This window comes from Streptomyces sp. NPDC050619 (assembly GCF_040654815.1).
Classification (GTDB): Bacteria; Actinomycetota; Actinomycetes; order Streptomycetales; family Streptomycetaceae; genus Streptomyces.
In genome coordinates, this window is record NZ_JBFAIR010000005.1 from 83,336 (window position 1) to 101,185 (window position 17,850).

General features: G+C 72.8%; 15 protein-coding genes. 10 read left to right on the forward strand and 5 right to left on the reverse strand.

All coding sequences use genetic code 11. The features are described 5' to 3' along the window. Positions 1-145: 145 nt before the first annotated feature. Genes AB0I77_RS11155 through cobI form a run of 4 tightly spaced genes read left to right on the forward strand, consistent with a single transcriptional unit; the run spans position 146 to position 4,981 of the window. The gene (locus tag AB0I77_RS11155; protein ID WP_363282170.1) at positions 146-2,155 is read left to right on the forward strand and encodes a putative cobaltochelatase; all 2,010 of its coding nucleotides are present in this window, start codon (positions 146-148) and stop codon (positions 2,153-2,155) included. Continuing rightward, positions 2,155-2,754 carry a cob(I)yrinic acid a,c-diamide adenosyltransferase gene (cobO, locus tag AB0I77_RS11160; protein ID WP_363282171.1) on the forward strand — a complete coding sequence of 200 codons (600 nt, stop codon included), beginning with the start codon at positions 2,155-2,157 and terminating at the stop codon, positions 2,752-2,754. Before AB0I77_RS11155 ends, cobO begins: the two co-directional genes overlap by 1 nt. Further along, positions 2,748-4,253: a cobyrinate a,c-diamide synthase gene (locus tag AB0I77_RS11165; protein ID WP_363282172.1), complete on the forward strand. Its 1,506-nt coding sequence runs from the start codon at positions 2,748-2,750 to the stop codon at positions 4,251-4,253. Before cobO ends, AB0I77_RS11165 begins: the two co-directional genes overlap by 7 nt. After that, a complete protein-coding gene (gene cobI, locus AB0I77_RS11170) occupies positions 4,250-4,981 on the forward strand; it encodes a precorrin-2 C(20)-methyltransferase (protein ID WP_363282173.1) in 732 nt (243 codons plus the stop codon). Before AB0I77_RS11165 ends, cobI begins: the two co-directional genes overlap by 4 nt. 20 nt (positions 4,982-5,001) lie before the next feature. On the opposite strand, the gene AB0I77_RS11175 is transcribed toward cobI, so the two are convergent. After that, the gene (locus tag AB0I77_RS11175; RefSeq protein WP_363282174.1) at positions 5,002-5,730 is read right to left on the reverse strand and encodes a ZIP family metal transporter; all 729 of its coding nucleotides are present in this window, start codon (positions 5,728-5,730) and stop codon (positions 5,002-5,004) included. A gap of 139 nt (positions 5,731-5,869) precedes the next feature. On the opposite strand from AB0I77_RS11175, the gene cobM reads away from it, so the two are divergent. From cobM to cobC, 6 genes are read left to right on the forward strand one after another with little or no spacing between them, the layout of a single operon-like run. Continuing rightward, positions 5,870-6,688 (forward strand): precorrin-4 C(11)-methyltransferase, encoded by an 819-nt coding sequence (gene cobM / locus AB0I77_RS11180; protein ID WP_363282175.1) that lies wholly within the window; start codon positions 5,870-5,872, stop codon positions 6,686-6,688. Beyond that, positions 6,685-7,926 carry a precorrin-6y C5,15-methyltransferase (decarboxylating) subunit CbiE gene (gene cbiE / locus AB0I77_RS11185; RefSeq protein ID WP_363282176.1) on the forward strand — a complete coding sequence of 414 codons (1,242 nt, stop codon included), beginning with the start codon at positions 6,685-6,687 and terminating at the stop codon, positions 7,924-7,926. The genes cobM and cbiE overlap by 4 nt, the downstream gene beginning before the upstream one ends. Beyond that, positions 7,923-9,605 carry a precorrin-3B C(17)-methyltransferase gene (cobJ, locus tag AB0I77_RS11190; protein WP_363282177.1) on the forward strand — a complete coding sequence of 561 codons (1,683 nt, stop codon included), beginning with the start codon at positions 7,923-7,925 and terminating at the stop codon, positions 9,603-9,605. Before cbiE ends, cobJ begins: the two co-directional genes overlap by 4 nt. Then, positions 9,602-10,204 (forward strand): precorrin-8X methylmutase, encoded by a 603-nt coding sequence (locus AB0I77_RS11195; protein ID WP_363282178.1) that lies wholly within the window; start codon positions 9,602-9,604, stop codon positions 10,202-10,204. Before cobJ ends, AB0I77_RS11195 begins: the two co-directional genes overlap by 4 nt. Continuing rightward, a complete protein-coding gene (locus AB0I77_RS11200) occupies positions 10,201-11,124 on the forward strand; it encodes a sirohydrochlorin chelatase (protein ID WP_363282179.1) in 924 nt (307 codons plus the stop codon). The genes AB0I77_RS11195 and AB0I77_RS11200 overlap by 4 nt, the downstream gene beginning before the upstream one ends. After that, positions 11,099-12,175: an Rv2231c family pyridoxal phosphate-dependent protein CobC gene (cobC, locus tag AB0I77_RS11205; protein WP_363282180.1), complete on the forward strand. Its 1,077-nt coding sequence runs from the start codon at positions 11,099-11,101 to the stop codon at positions 12,173-12,175. Before AB0I77_RS11200 ends, cobC begins: the two co-directional genes overlap by 26 nt. Here cobC and AB0I77_RS11210 read toward each other — a convergent pair. The 4 genes from AB0I77_RS11210 to AB0I77_RS11225 form a co-directional block, all read right to left on the reverse strand. Next, a complete protein-coding gene (locus tag AB0I77_RS11210) occupies positions 12,123-14,075 on the reverse strand; it encodes a DUF2264 domain-containing protein (RefSeq protein WP_363282181.1) in 1,953 nt (650 codons plus the stop codon). The genes cobC and AB0I77_RS11210 overlap by 53 nt on opposite strands. A 92-nt stretch (positions 14,076-14,167) precedes the next feature. Beyond that, positions 14,168-15,217 (reverse strand): LacI family DNA-binding transcriptional regulator, encoded by a 1,050-nt coding sequence (locus AB0I77_RS11215; protein WP_363282400.1) that lies wholly within the window; start codon positions 15,215-15,217, stop codon positions 14,168-14,170. A gap of 56 nt (positions 15,218-15,273) precedes the next feature. Then, positions 15,274-16,923, reverse strand: a complete 1,650-nt coding sequence (locus AB0I77_RS11220) for an extracellular solute-binding protein (protein ID WP_363282182.1) — start codon at positions 16,921-16,923, stop codon at positions 15,274-15,276. A gap of 58 nt (positions 16,924-16,981) precedes the next feature. Continuing rightward, positions 16,982-17,842 (reverse strand): carbohydrate ABC transporter permease, encoded by an 861-nt coding sequence (locus tag AB0I77_RS11225; RefSeq protein WP_363282401.1) that lies wholly within the window; start codon positions 17,840-17,842, stop codon positions 16,982-16,984. Positions 17,843-17,850: the final 8 nt, after the last annotated feature.

The following is a 17,850-nucleotide window of genomic DNA, read 5'->3' on the forward strand; positions in this document are numbered from 1 at the left end:
CGGGGAGCAAGTCATGCCGCGCAAAGCCCACGGGTTCGACTTCGGACCACCCCCGCGTCAGCGGGGATCACGGCAACAGCCTGGCACCCCTCAAAACCCGCGGTGCCTTGCCATCTCATCAGCCACTCGAAGGAGTGATCGCGGCATGAGTACCCCGTTCCCGTTCACGGCCGTCGTCGGCCAGGACGACCTGCGGCTCGCTCTGTTGCTCAACGCGGTTTCCTCGCGAGTCGGCGGCGTTCTCGTGCGCGGTGAGAAGGGCACCGCGAAGAGCACGGCCGTACGTGCCCTTTCGGCGCTCATGCCCGAGGTCGACGTCGTCGCCGGGTGCCGGTTCTCGTGCGACCCCGCCGCACCCGACCCGGCGTGTCCCGACGGACCGCACGAGGCCAGTACCGGCGGGTCGCGGCCCGCGCGCATGGTCGAACTCCCCGTCGGCGCATCCGAGGACCGGCTCGTCGGTGCCCTCGACATCGAGCGGGCCCTGTCCGAGGGCGTGAAGGCCTTCGAGCCGGGGCTGCTCGCCTCGGCGCACCGGGGAATCCTGTACGTCGACGAGGTCAACCTCCTCCACGACCACTTGGTCGACCTCTTGCTGGACGCCGCCGCCATGGGTGCCTCCTACGTCGAACGCGAAGGCGTCTCCGTACGGCATGCCGCCCGCTTCCTGCTCGTCGGCACCATGAACCCCGAAGAGGGCGAACTGCGGCCACAGCTCCTCGACCGTTTCGGGCTGACCGTCGAGGTCGCGGCCTCGCGGGAGCCCGATCAGCGGGTCGAGGTCGTACGCAGGCGGCTCGCGTACGACGACGATCCCGACGGGTTCGCGGCGCGGTGGGCGGACGAGGAGTCCGCCGTACGGGCGCGGATCGTGGCCGCGCGGGAGCTGTTGCCGTCGGTGCGGCTCGGGGACGGGGCGCTGCGGCAGATCGCGGCGACCTGTGCGGCGTTCGAGGTGGACGGGATGCGGGCCGACATCGTGATGGCGCGGACGGCCACCGCACTGGCCGCGTGGGCCGGGCGGACCGAGGTGCTCGCGGAGGACGTGCGGCAGGCCGCGCTGCTCGCGCTGCCGCACCGGAGGCGCCGTAACCCCTTTGACGCGCCGGGACTTGACGAGGACAAGCTCGACGAGACGCTCGAGGAGTTCGGGGGCGGGTCCGGCGACGAGGATCCGGATCCCGACGGGCCCGGTGGGGGCGGTGGGCAGCCGCCGTCGGAGGACGGTCCCCAGGAACCTCAGGAAGGTGACTCCGGTGCGCAGCCCGAGGCCGGGGAGGGCGGCGAGCCGCAGCCTTCCGGCGGTGGCTCGGGTGAGCAGCAGCCGGCGCGGGCCTCGGAGCCCTTCCGTACGAAGGTGCTGAGCGTGCCCGGTCTCGGTGAGGGTGCTGCCGGGCGGCGTTCGCGGGCGCGGACCGAGCACGGACGTACGACCGGGGCACGGCGGCCCCAAGGGGCGCTGACCAAGCTGCACCTGGCGGCGACCGTCCAGGCGGCGGCGCCGCATCAGCGGGCGCGGGGACGGTCCGGGCGGGGGCTGATCGTGCGGCGGGACGATCTGCGGCAGGCGACCAGGGAAGGGCGCGAGGGGAATCTCGTGCTGTTCGTGGTCGATGCCTCCGGCTCCATGGCGGCCCGGCAGCGGATGAGTGCCGTGAAGGGGGCTGTGCTGTCGCTGCTTCTTGACGCTTATCAGCGGCGGGACAAGGTGGGGCTGGTGACCTTCCGGGGGTCGGCCGCAGATCTCGCGCTGCCGCCGACCTCGTCGGTCGACGCGGCGGCGGTTCGGCTGGAGTCGCTTCCCACCGGGGGGCGGACTCCGCTTGCCGCCGGGCTGCTCAAGGCCCATGACGTGCTGCGGGTGGAGCGGCTGCGGGATCCGGCTCGACGGGCGCTCGTCGTGGTGGTGACCGACGGGCGCGCCACCGGTGGCCCGGAGCCGGTCGCGCTGGCCGGGCGTGCGGCTCGGCTGTTCGCCGCCGAGGGGGTGGCCTCCGTGGTCGTCGACTGTGAGTCGGGGCCCGTGCGGCTGGGGCTCGCTGGGCAGCTCGCGGGTGAGCTGGGCGGTACGGCTGTGACGCTGGACGAGTTGCGGGCGGACTCCATCGCCGGGCTGGTCAGGAATGTGCAGGGGACTTCTAGGAGGGCCGCGTAATGCCTCAGGGGCAGCCGAGTGTCGTGCCGGAGGACGGGCTGACGACACGGCAGAGGAGGAATCGACCGCTTCTCGTCGTGCACACCGGGGTCGGCAAGGGCAAGTCCACCGCCGCGTTCGGGCTCGCGCTGCGCGCCTGGAACCAGGGGTGGCCGATCGGGGTGTTCCAGTTCGTCAAGTCGGCCAAGTGGAAGGTCGGCGAGGAGCGGGCGCTGAGGGTGCTCGGGGACTCCGGCGAGGGCGGGTCCGTCGCCTGGCACAAGATGGGCGAGGGGTGGTCCTGGGTTCAGCGGGACTCCCAGATGGACAACGAGGAGAAGGCCCGGGAGGGCTGGGAGCAGGTCAAGCGGGACCTTGCTGCCGAGACGTACCAGCTGTACGTGCTGGACGAGTTCGCCTACCCCATGCACTGGGGATGGATCGACACCGATGAGGTCGTCTCCGTGCTGCGGGACCGGCCGGGGACCCAGCATGTCGTGATCACCGGGCGGAACGCGCCCGAGAAGCTGGTGGACTTCGCCGACCTGGTGACCGACATGTCCAAGGTCAAGCACCCCATGGACGCCGGGCAGAAGGGGCAGAGGGGTATCGAGTGGTGACTTCTGTGCCTCGGTTGATCATTGCGGCGCCCTCTTCGGGGAGTGGCAAGACGACCGTCGCTACGGGGCTGATGGCCGCGTTCGCCGCGCGGGGGCTCGCCGTGTCGCCGCACAAGGTCGGGCCGGACTACATCGATCCCGGGTATCACGCGCTCGCCACCGGGCGGGTGGGGCGGAACCTCGACGCGTATCTGTGCGGGCCGGAGTTGGTCGGGCCGTTGTTCGCGCATGGGTCGCGCGGGTGCGACATCGCCGTGGTCGAGGGTGTGATGGGGCTGTACGACGGGGCCGCCGGGGAGGGTGAACTGGCGTCCACCGCTCATGTGGCGAAGTTGCTGCGGGCGCCGGTGGTGCTGGTGGTCGACGCGTCGTCGCAGTCGCGGTCGGTGGCGGCGCTGGTGCACGGGTTCGCTTCGTGGGATCCGGAGGTGCGGGTCGGGGGCGTGATTCTGAACAAGGTCGCGTCGGATCGGCATGAGGAGTTGTTGCGGGAGGCGTTGGATCAGGCGGGGGTTTCTGTTCTCGGGGTGTTGCGGCGGGTGGGGCAGGTGTCGACGCCGTCGCGGCATTTGGGGCTGGTGCCGGTTGCCGAGCGGCATTCCTCGGCGGTGGAGGCTGTTGCGGCGATGGCTGCGCAGGTGCGGGTGGGGTGTGATCTGGAGGGGTTGGTGGGGCTGGCGCGTAGTGCGGGGGCGTTGTCTTGTGCGGGGTGGGATGCGGGGGAGGTCCTGGTTTCTTCGCCCCCTCCGCCCCTTCCCGTCCCGTCTCTGGGGGCTGCCGCCCCCAGACCCCCGCTTTCGGCCCTGAAGGGGCCTCGTCCTCAAACGCCGGACGGGCTGAGTGATGCGGGCCCGCGTTCGAAGGCGCCGGACAGGCTGAATACAGCAAGCCCCGAACGGAAGGTGGTCGCCGTCGCCGGTGGTGCCGCCTTCACCTTCTCCTATGCCGAGCACGTCGAACTTCTCACCGCCGCCGGTGCCGAAGTCGTCCCCTTCGATCCTCTGCGGGATGAGCAACTGCCCGCCGGTACGGGCGGGTTGGTCATCGGCGGCGGGTTTCCCGAGGTGTACGCCTCCGAGCTGTCCGCCAATGAGCCTCTGCGTAAGGCCGTTGCCGCGCTCGCGGAGAGCGGCGCTCCCGTCGCCGCCGAGTGTGCCGGGCTGCTCTACCTGTGCCGTGAGCTCGACGGGCAGCCCATGTGCGGGGTGCTCGACGCGACCGCCCGGATGGACGAGCGGCTCACCCTCGGCTACCGGGACGCCGTGGCCGTGAGCGACAGCGTGATCGCCGTGGCCGGGACGCGGATGCGCGGGCACGAGTTTCACCGGACGGTCGTCGAGCCCGGCTCTGGGGACGCTCCCGCCTGGGGTGTGCGTGCTCCGCGACGGCGGGTCGAAGGTTTCGTACAGCGAGGTGTGCACGCCAGTTATCTGCACACGCACTGGGCATCCGAGCCCGGTGTCGCCCGTCGGTTCGTGGAGAGGTGCCGGACGTCATGAGCAACAGGCTGATCGGAGTCGGGGTGGGGCCCGGGGATCCCGAGCTGGTGACCGTCAAGGGCGTCAACGCTCTGCGCGCCGCCGACGTGGTCGTCGTACCCGTCATGGACAGCGGTGAGCGGGGGCGGGCCGAAGCCACCGTCCTGCACTACGTGTCCCAGGAGAAGGTCGTCCGGGTGGTGTTCGCGCTCAACGAGCGCAGTGACCGGGCGCGGCGGGAGGCCGCGTGGGACGCGGCCGGGGAGCGGGTCGCCCAGCTGCTCACCCAGCACGGTTCGGTCGCCTTCGCGACCATCGGTGACCCGAACGTGTACTCCACGTTCACCTATCTCGCGCAGACCATCGTCGAGTCGGTACCGGGTGTCGTCATCGAGACCGTGCCAGGGATCACCGCCATGCAGGATCTGGCGGCGCGGTCGGGTGCGGTGCTGACGGAGGGGACCGAGCCGCTGACGCTCGTTCCCGTGACCGCGGGGGCCGCCGTGCTCAAGGACGCGCTGCACGGGCCCGGGACCGTCGTCGCCTACAAGTTCGGACGGCAGGCGCAGGAGGTGGCCGAGGCCCTGCGGGAGAGCGGGCGGCTCGACGACGCCGTATGGGGGTCGGCGCTCGGGCTGCCGGAGGAGTCCGTCAAGCCGGCCGCCGACCTCGACGGCGCTCCCCTGCCCTACCTGTCGACGCTCATCGCGCCTCCGCCGCGCGACGGCGGGCGGGGCGGCAAGCTGTGACCGGCCGGACCGCCGTCGGATCAGCCCGCCACTCCCACCACCAGCCAGATGAACGCGGCGCCCGCGATCGTGCACAGCAGGGTCGAGTGGGCGGGGTGTTCGTGGTGGGCCTCGGGGAGGATCTCGGCCGCCGCCAGATACAGCAGCACTCCGCCGAAGAGGCCGAGGTAACCGCCGAGTACCCCCTCCGGGATCGTGAAGAAGAGCGTGGAGGCCGCGCCCGCCACGGGGGCCACCGCGTCCGCGAACAGCATCGCGAGCGCCCTGCGGCGGGCGTTCCCGTACAGGCTCGTGATCGTGTAGGTGTTGAAGCCGTCCGCGAAGTCGTGGGCGACGACGGCCAGGGCCACGGCCGTTCCCATGCCGCCGCCCACTTGGAAGGCCGCGCCGATCGCCACGCCGTCCATGGCGCTGTGACCGACCATCGCGGCCGCCGTCGTCAGGCCGACCTCGGGAGTCCTGCCGTCGGCTTCCTCGGCGCCGTGCGCGGCCTGGCGGTGGGCCAGCAGACGTTCCACCAGATGGGCCAGCAGGAAGCCGGCCACGAAGAGCAGCAGCGCGGCCGGTACGCCGAAGACCTCCGTGCCCGCCGCCTCCAGTGCCTCCGGCAGCAGGTCCAGGCCGACCACGCCCAGCATCAGGCCACCGGCCAGGCCCAGCACCAGATGACGACGGTCGGTCACGCGCAGTGCCGTCCAGCCGCCGGCCAGCGTCATCAGGAACGCGCCGAGCGCGACGAGGACCGCCATGTGCCCTTCGTATCCGATCAGGCCCCGGTCACGCACATCCGGCGTCGGCACACGTACTACTCGTAAGACCTGGCACTCCCTCGCACCACCCGTGAGACCTCGCAAGACCTCGTACGACCGTGAAGAGAGGACCGTTCCCATGGCCGAAGCCCCCACCGGCAAAGTGACCTTCGTCGGTGCCGGCCCCGGCGCCGCCGATCTGCTGACGTTCCGTGCCGCGCGTGCCATCGCCGAGGCCGACGTCGTGATCTGGGCGGCCAGCCTGGTCCAGGCGGAGGTCCTCGAGCACGCGCGCGAGGGCGCTCAGATCCTCGACTCGGCGACGATGTCGCTGGAGGACGTGGTGGCCGTGTACGAGCGGGCCGCCGTCGAGGGCCTGCGCGTCGCCCGTATCCACTCCGGCGACCCCGCCCTGTGGGGCGGTACGCAGGAGCAGGTCGACCGGTGTGCCGGGATCGGCATCGAGACGGAGATCGTCCCCGGGGTCTCCGCCTTCTCGGCCGTCGCCGCGCTCGCGCAGCGTGAGCTGACCATCCCGGAGGTCGCGCAGTCCGTCGTGCTCACCCGGCTCGGCGGCGGCAAGACGCCGATGCCGCCCGGGGAGGAGGTGCGGGAGTTCGCCAAGCACGGCACCACCATGGCGATCTTCCTGTCCGCCGCCCGCAGCGGTCAGCTCGTGCGGGAGCTGCTGGAGGGTGGATATCCGACCTCCACTCCGGTCGTCGTGGCGTACCAGGCGACCTGGCCGGAGGAGCTGGTCGTGCGGTGCACGATCGAGACGCTGGAGGAGACGGTCAAGGAGCACAAGCTCTGGAAGCACACCCTGTTCCTCGTCGGCCCGGCCCTCGACGCGCGGGGCACGCGCTCGCACCTCTACCACCCCGGTCACTTCCACGGGTACCGCAAGGCCGACCCGGAGGCCCGCAAGGCCCTGCGCGCGCGGGGTGCCGGCACGTGATCACGGTGGTCGGTACGGGGACGGGGGCGCCGGTTCCTGCCGAGGTGCTGGCCGGGGCGCGGCTCGTCGTGGGCGGCCGGCGTCATCTGGCCGCCGCTCCGGTCCCCGAGGGCGCCGAGCAGGTCGTCCTCGGTGGGTTGGCGCCCGCGTTGGACGTCATCGAACGGCATCTGGACAAGCGGAGCCCGGTGGTCGTGCTGGCCTCCGGGGATCCCGGGTTCTTCGGGATCGTGCGGGCGCTGGCCGAGCGGTTCGGTGCCGGTCGGCTCGCTGTCCTGCCCGGTGTGTCCTCCGTGGCTACCGCCTTCGCGCGGCTCGGGCTGGCCTGGGACGACGCCGTGGTGGTCAGCGCGCACGGGCGGGATCCACGGACGGCCGTGAATGTGTGCCGGGCGCACCCGAAGGTCGCCGTCCTGACCGGGCCCGGCGCCGGGCCCGCCGAGCTGGGCGCCGCGCTCGCCCGCACCGCCCCGGAGCGGGTCCTCGTCGTCGCGTCCGCGCTGGGCTCGGCTCAGGAGCGCGTGGAGCGGGTGACGCCGGCCGAGGCCGCGGCCCGCGACTGGGGTACGGCGGTGAGCGTCGTGCTGTGCCTGGACGAGGCGCGGGCGCCCGGCGCCGTACGGACGCTCGCTGGGCCGGCCCAGCGGCCCGCCGGGTGGGCTCTGGACGAGGGCGACTTCGCCCACCGCGACTCGATGATCACCAAGTTCGAGGTGCGGGCGCTGGCCCTGGCCCGGCTCGGCCCGCGCCCCGGCGACCTGGTCTGGGACGTGGGCTCCGGCTCGGGTTCCGTGGCCGTGGAGTGCGCGCGGCTCGGCGCCGCCGTCAGCGCGGTCGAGAAGACCCCGGACGGGGTCGAGCGGATCCGCGCCAACGCCGGCGCGCACGGCGTCGACGTGCATGTGGTGCACGGCCTGGCGCCCGAGGCCCTGGCCGGACTCGACGATCCCGACGCCGTGTTCGTCGGGGGCGGCGGGCGCGAGCTGCCCGGCATCGTCACCGCCTGCGCGCGGCGGGCCCGGCGGACCGTGGTGGTCGCCATGGCCGCGCTCGACCGGGTCCCGGCGGTGCGCGCCGCGCTCGCGGACGCCGGGTTCGGCTGCGACGGGGTGCTGTTGCAGTCGTCCCGGCTGGCGCCGCTGCCGGGTGACGTGACCCGGCTCGCGGCGACCAATCCCGTATTCCTGCTGTGGGGCGTCAGGCCTCACGTACGTACCGAAGAAGGAGTCGCCCAGTGATCGGCCTCATTTCCGCCACCGCGGCGGGGGCGGCTGCCCGCGACCGGCTGGCTGCCGCGTGGCCGGACCGCACGCGGGTGTACGACGGCCCCGTCGCGGATGCCGTACGGCGGGCGTTCGCGGAGTGCGAGCAGCTCGTGTGTTTTCTGGCGACGGGGGCGGTCCTGCGGCTGATCGCGCCGCTGCTCGGGGACAAGGCGTCCGATCCGGGTGTGGTGTGCGTCGACGAGGGCGGGCGGTTCGCCGTGTCGCTGGTGGGCGGGCACGGCGGCGGTGCCAATGAACTCGCTTGTGAAGTGGGTGAGTTGCTGGGGGCCGAGCCGGTGGTGACGACGGCGACGGATGCCGTCGGGATCCCCGGTCTGGACACCCTGGGCCTGCCCGTGGAGGGTGACGTCGCCGGTGTGACGCGGGCCCTGCTGGACGGGGAGCCGGTCGCGCTGGACGCCGAGGTGCCGTGGCCGCTGCCGCCGGTGCCGTTCGCCGCCGAGGGTGCGTACACCGTCCGGCTGACGGACCGGGCGATCGCACCCGGCGAGGGTGAGGTCCTGCTCCGGCCGCCGTCCCTCGTCGTCGGCGTCGGCGCCTCCAAGGGCGCCCCGGTCGACGAGGTGCTGAAGCTGATCAAGACGGCGTTGGGCGATGCGGGCCTGTCCGTTCGCGGCATCGCCGAGCTCGCCACCGTCGACGCCAAGGCCGGGGAGCCGGGGATCGTCGAAGCGGCCGGGCGCCTCGGTGTGCCCCTGGTGACCTACTCCGCCGAGGAGTTGGCCGCCGTGGCCGTGCCGAACCCCTCCGACGCGCCGCTCGCCGCCGTCGGCACCCCTTCCGTCGCCGAGGCCGCCGCCCTGGTCCGTGGCGGCGAACTCCTCGTCCCCAAGCGGAAGTCGGACTCCCGTCCGGCGATGGCGACCTGTGCCGTCGTACGGCGTCCCGCGCGCGGGCGGCTCGCGGTGGTGGGGCTCGGGCCGGGCGCCCGGGACCTGCTGACGCCCCGCGCGAAGTCCGAACTCCAGCGTGCCTCCGTGCTCGTCGGGCTCGACCAGTACGTCGACCAGATCCGCGATCTGCTGCGGCCGGGCACGCGAGTCCTGGAGTCGGGGCTCGGGGCCGAGGAGGAGCGGGCCCGGACGGCCGTCGAGGAGGCGCGGAAGGGTCAGGCCGTCGCGCTGATCGGCAGCGGGGACGCGGGCGTGTACGCCATGGCCTCCCCCGCGCTCGCCGAGGCGTCCGACGACATCGACGTGATCGGCGTGCCCGGCGTCACCGCGGCGCTGGCCGCCGCCGCGATCCTCGGTGCGCCGCTGGGCCACGACCATGTGTCCATCAGCCTCTCCGACCTCCACACGCCCTGGGAGGTCATCGAGCGGCGGGTGCGGGCGGCGGCCGAGGCCGACATCGTCGTGACCTTCTACAACCCGCGCAGCCGGGGCCGGGACTGGCAGCTGCCGAAGGCCCTCGCGATCCTCGCCGGGCACCGGGAGCCGACCACGCCGGTCGGTGTCGTACGGAACGCGTCGCGGCCGGACGAGTCCGCTCGGCTGACGACACTGGCCGCGCTGGACGCGGCGACGGTCGACATGATGACGGTCGTGACCGTGGGCAACACGGCGACCCGCGAGATCGCGGGGCGCATGGTGACGCCGCGCGGCTATCGCTGGCAGGAGGAGCCCAAGTGAACCGCGTCGTCCATCCGATCGAGGAGGAGTCCTTCCGGCGGCTGCGTGCCCGCCTGGACACCTCGCACTTCCCGCCGCTGACCCGGGCGGTGGTGGAGCGGGTCATCCACTCCGCCGCGGATCTGGAGTACGCGCGCGATCTCGTCCTGGACGAGGGCGAGTTGGCGAAGGCGCATGCCGCCCTGCACGCCGGGGCGGCCGTCGTCGTGGATGTGGAGATGGTCGCCGCCGGCATCACGCGCCGCGAGACCGTCTGCCGTCTCAAGGAGGCCAAGGCCGGGCCGGGGCTGACCCGTTCAGCGCAGGCCGTTCGTCTGGCGTACGCGGAGGTCGGGCCCGGCGCGGTGTGGGTGATCGGCTGTGCGCCGACCGCCCTGGAGGAGTTGCTGACGCTCGACGCCTCCCCCGCGCTCGTCATCGGTCTGCCCGTCGGTTTCGTCGGCGCGGCCGAGTCCAAGGCCGCGTTGCGCGCGAGCGGGCTGCCCGCCGTGAGCAACGTGTCCGAGAAGGGCGGTTCGGCGGTCGCCGCCGCCGCGCTCAACGCCCTGCTGTATCACCCCACTTCGTCAGCTGACGCGCAATCCGAGGAGAAACAGTGACCACCCCGCCGCCCGCCCTGCTCATCGCCGGCCATGGCACCCGGGACGACGCCGGAGCCGAGGCGTTCCGCGACTTCGTACGGGAGCTGGGCAGCCGCCACCCCGAACTGCCCGTCGCGGGCGGCTTCATCGAGCTGTCCCCGCCGCCGCTGGGCGACGCGGTGGCCGAGCTGGTGGAGCGGGGGGTGCGCCGTTTCGCCGCCGTTCCGCTGATGCTGGTGTCCGCCGGGCACGCCAAGGGGGACATCCCGGCGGCGCTGGCCCGCGAGAAGGAACGGCACGCCGGGATCTCGTACACGTACGGGCGTCCGCTGGGCCCGCACCCCGCGCTGCTGTCCGTCCTCGAGCGGCGGCTGGACCAGGCCCTCGGCCAGACGGTGCGCACGCCCGCCGACCGGGCCGACGTGACCGTGCTGCTGGTGGGGCGCGGGTCGACCGACCCGGACGCCAACGCCGAGGTGCACAAGGCGGCCCGGCTGCTGTGGGAGGGGCGCGGGTACGCGGGTGTGGAGACGGCGTTCGTGTCGCTGGCGGCGCCGGACGTGCCGAGCGGGCTGGACCGGTGCGTGAAGCTGGGCGCCCGGCGGATCGTCGTCCTGCCCTACTTCCTGTTCACCGGCATCCTGCCCGACCGGGTCCGGGCGCAGACGGAGGGCTGGGCGGCGGCGCATCCCGACGTCGAGGTGCGGTCCGCGGACGTGATCGGCCCGGAGCCGGAGCTGCTCGACCTGGTGATGGAGCGGTACGCGGAGGCCGTCGAGGGCGATCTGCGGATGAACTGCGACTCGTGCGTGTACCGGATCGCGCTGCCCGGTTTCGAGGACAAGGTGGGGCTGCCGCAGCAGCCGCACTTCCACCCGGACGACGACGGCCACCATCACCACGGACACCACCATGGCGCACACACCCATGCCCGCTGAGGGGCACGACCTGCGGCACCACGGGGACGCCGAGGTGCGCGACGACGGTTCGCGACTGGTCGACCTGGCGGTGAACGTGCGCGCCGACACGCCCCCGGCGTGGCTGCGGGAGCGGATCGCCGGGTCGCTGAGCGGGCTGGCCGCCTATCCCGACGGGCGCGCGGCGCGGGACGCGGTGGCGGCGCGGCACGGGCTCCCGGCTCAGCGGGTGCTGCTGACGGCGGGCGCCGCGGAGGCCTTCGTGCTGCTGGCGCGCGCCCTGAAGGTCCTCCGGCCGGTCGTGGTGCACCCGCAGTTCACGGAGCCGGAGGCGGCCCTGCGGGACGCGGGCCACTCGGTCGACCGGGTGCTGCTGCGGGCGCGGGACGGCTTCCGGCTGGATCCGGCGGCCGTACCGGAGGACGCGGACCTGGTGGTGATCGGCAATCCGACGAACCCGACGTCCGTGCTGCACCCGGCCGCCACGATCGCCCGGCTCGCCCGGCCCGGGCGGACGTTGGTCGTGGACGAGGCGTTCATGGACGCGGTGCCGGGCGAGCGGGAGGCGCTGGCCGGGCGGACGGACGTGCCCGGGCTCGTCGTGCTGCGCAGCCTGACCAAGACCTGGGGGCTGGCCGGGCTGCGGATCGGGTACGTGCTGGCCGCCCCGGAGACGATCACGGACCTGGAGCGGGCCCAGCCCTTGTGGCCGGTGTCCACGCCCGCGCTGGCGGCGGCACAGGCGTGCGTGGAGCCGCGGGCACTGGCGGAGGCGAACCGGGCGGCCCACCGCATCGCCGTCGACCGGGCCCATCTGGTCGCGGGCCTGGAGGAGTTCACCGCCGACGGGCTGCGGGTGGCGACGCCGGCCGAGGGCCCCTTCGTCCTCGTACGGCTGCCGCGGGCCGCCGCCGTACGACGGCACCTGCGCGACCTCGGTTTCGCGGTCCGGCGCGGGGACACGTTCCCGGGGCTGGGCGAGGAGTGGCTGCGGCTGGCGGTGCGGGACCGGGCGACGGTCAACTCCTTCCTCCAGGCTCTGGACCAGGCGGTGACATCGGCGCGTCGCTGAGCCCGGGCACCCGCTCCAGGGTGCCGTCCGGGAAGCGGATCGTGACGGTGCCGTCGGCGTCGGCCGAGGCGGTCGTGCCCGTGCGCAGGGTGTGCGGGTCGCCGTACACCGCCGGGTCGGCGCTGAGCACCACGAGGGTGACCAACAGCGGTACTCCGTCGCCCAGTTCGAGGTAGGGCGTCGCCGAGTGGTGGCCGACGGCGTTGGTGTCGAGGGCCTTGGCGACCGTGCCCTCGGCGTCGCTCCAGCCGTACAGGCCGACGACCGCGCTGGTCAGGCCGTCCGTGCGGCGGGCCAGCGCCCAGCCGGGGCCGGTGCGGATGAGGGGCGGTGCGGTGTCGTCGGCGACGGCCCAGCCGCCTTCGCGTACCGGAGTGCCGAACGGCGGGTCGAGGCGGTGCACCCGCACCTCCCAGGGGCCCTGCACCACGCTCACCGTCTCGATGCGCCGCCCCCGCGCCCGGTGCCAGGAGGCGGCCCGGCGGCCCGACGCGCCCAGCGGATGGATGCGGCCGCGCGGGGACGGAGTGCCGTCGGGGGCGAGCAGGGCGAGGTGGTTGTCGGGGCCCGCGTCCGGGGCTTGCGGTGTCTGCGGGGCGGCGGCGCTGGAGTAGGCGAACCGGGCGTAGTGGGGGCTGTCGTCGGCGGTCGCGGGCGGGGGCGGGAGCCGGTCGCTGCCGTGGTTGACGAGCCGTACGATCCCGTCGGCCGCGGTGGAGTGCAGCAGCCACCCGGGCGCGGGCAGGGCGAGGCGGACGTCGGCCGTGTCGACGGGTGCGGGTTCCTCGGGTGCCGTCCACACCGGGTGGTCCTCGGGCAGGAGCAGCCCGAGGAAGGCCTTGCTCGCCCAGTACGGGGAGGCGGGGCCCGAGTAGCGCTGGGTGACGGGGAGGAAGGGCCGGTACCAGCCGAGGCTGAGCAGCCCCCGCTCGTCGGGCGCGCCGCGCTCGGCGAAGTGCTTCAGGGCGCCCGAGGCCAGGCGGCGGGTGCGGCCGGGCGGCAGCGGGCTGGCGTCGGCGAGGGCGCCGGCCCACAGCGGGGCGGTGGTCCCGAAGCGGTAGGTGAGGGAGCGGCCCTGGTGGACGGGGGCGCCGTCGGAGCCGAAGAAGTGCTGGTGGGTGGTGAGGAACTCGGACAGGCGGTCGCGGTGACGGGTCACCGTGTCCGGGTCGGCGCGCGGTCCGGCGATGCGGGCCCACAGGACCGGGTACAGGTGCAGGGCCCAGGCGTTGTAGTAGTCGAACTTGCGGCCGTCGCCGTCGGTGTACCAGCCGCCGCCCCGGTACCAGTCGTCCAGGCGGGCGAGCCCGGCGTCGATCTCACCGCGGCTGTGCGGGGCGCCGACGGAGGCCAGGAACTCCTCCGTGATGACCTGGAACAGCCGCCAGTTGGAGTCGTTGACGTCCGCGCCGACGAAACCGCCCAGCCAGTGCGCGACGTGCTCGCGTACCCGGTCGTCGAGGTGGTCCCACAGCCAGCGGCGCGACTCGTGCAGCGCGATGGAGATCGACGCGGCCTCGACCATGGGCTGGGCCCGGTCGGTGATGGGCGGCCAGCGCTCCTCGCCGCGCGGGTCGGTACCGGCGGCGAGTCCGGCCGCGTACCGCTCGATGAGCGCGGGTCCGACCCGGCCGTCCGAGCCCGCGACCCGGAAGGCGGCGAGAAGGAAGGAGCGCGCGAACCCCTCCAGTCCGTCCGACCAGGGCCCGGAGTGACTGGGCGGCCCGGGCAGCCGGTACTGGGCGAAGCCCGGGGAGGCGTACGGCAGCAGCCCGTCCAGCAGACGGTCGGCCATCGCCTCCCAGTGGGCGCGGGTCCAGCCGGTGATCGGCGAGAGGAGGGGGTCGAGCTCGGGCAGATGCGTCGGGTGGTCGGGAAGCGACACGTGCGGCGCGGTCATACGGGGTTCGGTCCTCCTAAAATCGGGGGCAGCCATAGCGCCCCTTCAGGGGCGCGGGGAACTGCGCGACCAGCCACGAATCACCCGCAGATTCAGGACGGCCTTTCCAGCGGAGCAACACTCCGGCGCACGACGATGTGCGTGCCCAGCAGATGGTGGCTCCCGGCAGCATGCTCGGGATCACGCAAAGCGATCCGCACAGCCGCACGCCCCAGTTCCTCGGCAGGCGTCCGCACAGTGGTGAGCGGCGGATTGAAGTCCTCGGCAAGCGGAATGTCGTTGTACCCGACGACCGAGATGTCGTCAGGCACGCTCAACCCCGCATCGGCGATAGCCCGCAACGCACCCGCCGCGACCATGTCGTCCCCCGCGAACACAGCAGTGAACTCCCGCTCCTCCTTGAGCAGTTCACCCATCGCCCGCAAGCCGGCCGCACGGCCCAACCCACAGTCGACAACCCGCGCAGCCGCCGCGGGCAACCCATGCTCCGCGAGCGCCGCCCGATACCCGGCGACACGTGCGTCCAGCGCGGTGTTCCCAGGCAGCCCCCCGAGGAAGACGATCCGGCGGTGACCGGCCGACAGCAGATGCCCGGTGATCGCCCGCGCCCCCGCCTCGTTGTCGAACTCGACGACCAGCGCGGGGATGTCGGGATCCGGCGCGGGCCGCCCGCACAGCACCAACCGGGCGCCGGTGGCGTCCAGGGCCTGCGCGTAATGGGCGACGCGGGAGCGGTACGCGTCGTCCTCGACGACCCCGCCGACCAGGATCACCAGCCGCGCGCCCTCCTCCCGCATGAGCTGCACGAACTCCATCTCGCGCTGCGGATCTGAGCCGGTGGCGCCGACCACGCACAGCCAGCCCCGGTCGGCGGCCTCCGCCTCCACGCCCTCGGCGACCTGGGCGTAGAAGGGGCTGGTGACCTGGCGGACGACGACGGCGGCCATCTTGCGGCCGCCGCCGACCAGGGCGCGGGCGTGCGCGTTGGCGACGTAGTCGAGGTCGCGCGCGGCACGCAGAACGCGGGCCCGGGTCGCGGCGGGCACCGGATGGTTACCGCTCAGCGCACGTGACGCCGTGGCCGTCGACACGCCCGCCCGCTCGGCGACCTCCCGGATCGTGACCCGCCGCTTGGACTCCATGCCGTTTCCCATCCCCCGCGCCTCCTCTTTCACCGGCAGCCTCTACCGGCAGCCGTTCACGTGTTGGCCGCGTAGTCCTTCGCGAACTCCTCGGCCATTGTGTCGCCGCCCCGGGACCGCCATGTCTTCACCACCCCGTCCCACTCCGACAGCGGCAGGCGGCCGGCGATGATTCCGGTGACGGCGTCCTCGAGGAGCGCCTTGAGCGTGGTGCCCTGGGAGTTCTTCGTCCGGGACTGCAGGCCCCAGGAGGCGTTGCGGATGGCGTGCGGGACCGTCTTCTGCTGCCAGGCGTGCAGCGCCCGTACGGCGTCGGGCATGCCCGGCACGAACAGCACCTGGGGGCCTTCGGCGAGGTACTTCAGCGGCAGGTTGGTGTTGTTCTCGATCTCGCCGAGTTTGGTGGGCGTCGGGGAACCGTCCTTGCCGCGGGTGAAGTGGGTGCCCTCGACGCCGTAGTGGACGAGTTCCCACTCCTCGCTGCCGAAGGGGGCGGCGAGGTAGTCGAGGATGCGCAGCAGCAGTTCGATCCGTTCCTTCTTCGCCTTCTTCAGCACGGTGTAGCCGAAGGAGCGGCGGGCGGCGATGATGCCGCCCGCCTCGCCGCCGACGCTGTACGGCAGGGCGGCGGCCGGGGTCAGCTTGCCCTGGGATTCGCGGTACTTGGGCAGGTAGGCGCCGAAGCCGTCCTGCATGGAGCCGACGGTGCCGTTGTAGTAGAGGGTGGTCAGGTCGATCTGGGAGATGGACGTGGCGTCGGGGTGGTACGAGCCGTTCTTGCGCAGCTGGGCCTGGAAGGCGATCGTCGCCTTGAAGCGTTCGTCGGCCCAGCCCGGCAGGAAGGTTCCGTCTTCGGTGACGGCCCACTCGTTGGGCGCTCGGTGGGAGGCGGCGTGCATGCCGTTGCCGAACAGGGAGCCCTGGGCGGCACCGAGTGCGTAAGTACGGCCGCTGGTGGCCTTCTTGGCGACGGCCGCGAAGTCCTCGGAGGTCCAGCCCTCCTTCATGCCCGCGTCGGTGAACATGTCCTGGTTGAGCCAGAGGGTGGAGCCGGGCAGCGGGCGCTCCAGCGGGATGCCGTAGAGACGGCCGCCGATGCGGCCCATGTCCTGCCAGGCGTGCGTGGGGATGTTCGCGAGGTTGGGGTAGTCGGCGATCGCCTCGCCGGAGAGGAACGGTGTGAGGTCCTCGGCGCGGCGCTGCACGAACTCGCCCTCGCGGGGCAGGACGAATCCGGAGAAGAGGTTGATGATGTCCGGCAGGGTGTCGGTGTCGCCGGCCATCACCGTGGCCATCTTCTTCTGGTAGTCGGCCTGGGAGATGATCGTGTACTCGATCTTGACGCCGAGGGCCTTCTCCACGGCCGCCCAGAACCGGTTGGCGGAGGCGGGCTTGGGCGGGGTGCCGAAGGACACCGACATGACCTTGACGGTGGATCCGTCGCCCGGGGTGCGCGAGACGGACTTGACCAGGTCGGCGGGGTAGCTGGTGTATCCGGCCTGGACGCCTGCCTCGGTGGGGGCGAGGTCCGGCTGAGGACCCTTCCCCGGACGGTAGGCGGGCCAGGGGGCGAGCTTCTTCCCCGCGTTGGAGACGTCGCTGTCGCCGGAGCTGGTGGAGCAGGCGGTCAGCAGACCGGGGACGGAGACCGCGGCGCCACCCGCGGCCATGGAACGCAGCAGGGTACGGCGGGACATGCTGGGCATGGGCAAGTCACCTTTCTACACACGGCTCTTGATGACGTGTCGGCCGGCAACGGGCCGGTCAGCTCTTGATGGCGCCGGTGAGCACGCCCTTCGTGAAGTACTTCTGGAGGAACGGGTAGACGAGCAGGATCGGCACGGTGGCGATCACCAGCACCGCCATCTGCACGGTCTGCGGGGCGGTGATCGTGCCCTCGCCGGTCGTCGCGTCGGTGAGTCCGGAACCGGCCACCACGTAGGTGCGCAGGACCTGTTGGAGGGGCCAGTGGTCGCTCTCCAGGTAGAGCGAGGCGTAGAACCAGGAGTTCCAGTACGCCACCGCGTAGAAGAGGCCTACGACGGCGAGCGCGGCCTTCGACAGGGGCAGGACGACCGACCACAGCACCCGCCAGTCCCCCGCCCCGTCCAGCCGGGCCGCCTCGTACAGCTCCTCGGGGATGCCCTGGAAGAAGCCGCGCAGGACGACGAGGTTGAAGACGTTCACCAGGACGGGCAGGACGATCGAGGCGTAGTTGTCCAGCAGGCCCAGTTCCTTGACCAGCAGGAAGCTGGGGATCATGCCGGGCGGGAAGAGGAAGGTGAACAGGATCAGCAGCAGCGCCGGCTTGCCGCCGAAGACGCCGGGGCGGGACAGCGCGTAGGCGAGGGTCACCGTGCAGGCGAGGCTGAGCAGGGTGCCGACGATCGTGACGCCCGCGCTGACGCCGAGGGCGTGGGTGACGATGCCGCCGTCGAGGATGTCGCGGTAGGCGTCGAGGGTCGGCTCGGTCGGCCACAGCACCCAGCCGCCGTTGTCGACGACCTCGTCGGTGGAGGCCAGCGAGGTCGACACGATGACGAGGAACGGCACGCAGACCAGCAGGACGACGGCGACCAGCGCGAGGGCTTTGGCGGCCTGGGTGAGCGGCTTCGGCTTCTCCATCCAGCCGG

Coding starts and splice junctions, on each gene's coding strand:
- cobM (WP_363282175.1), top strand. CDS start 5,870: ATGGCCGAAGCCCCCACCGGCAAAGTGACCTTCGTCGGTGCCGGCCCC.
- AB0I77_RS11225 (WP_363282401.1), bottom strand. CDS start 17,842: ATGGAGAAGCCGAAGCCGCTCACCCAGGCCGCCAAAGCCCTCGCGCTG.
- cobC (WP_363282180.1), top strand. CDS start 11,099: ATGGCGCACACACCCATGCCCGCTGAGGGGCACGACCTGCGGCACCAC.
- AB0I77_RS11155 (WP_363282170.1), top strand. CDS start 146: ATGAGTACCCCGTTCCCGTTCACGGCCGTCGTCGGCCAGGACGACCTG.
- AB0I77_RS11215 (WP_363282400.1), bottom strand. CDS start 15,217: ATGGAGTCCAAGCGGCGGGTCACGATCCGGGAGGTCGCCGAGCGGGCG.
- cobI (WP_363282173.1), top strand. CDS start 4,250: ATGAGCAACAGGCTGATCGGAGTCGGGGTGGGGCCCGGGGATCCCGAG.
- AB0I77_RS11175 (WP_363282174.1), bottom strand. CDS start 5,730: ATGGCGGTCCTCGTCGCGCTCGGCGCGTTCCTGATGACGCTGGCCGGC.
- AB0I77_RS11210 (WP_363282181.1), bottom strand. CDS start 14,075: ATGACCGCGCCGCACGTGTCGCTTCCCGACCACCCGACGCATCTGCCC.
- AB0I77_RS11220 (WP_363282182.1), bottom strand. CDS start 16,923: ATGCCCAGCATGTCCCGCCGTACCCTGCTGCGTTCCATGGCCGCGGGT.
- cobO (WP_363282171.1), top strand. CDS start 2,155: ATGCCTCAGGGGCAGCCGAGTGTCGTGCCGGAGGACGGGCTGACGACA.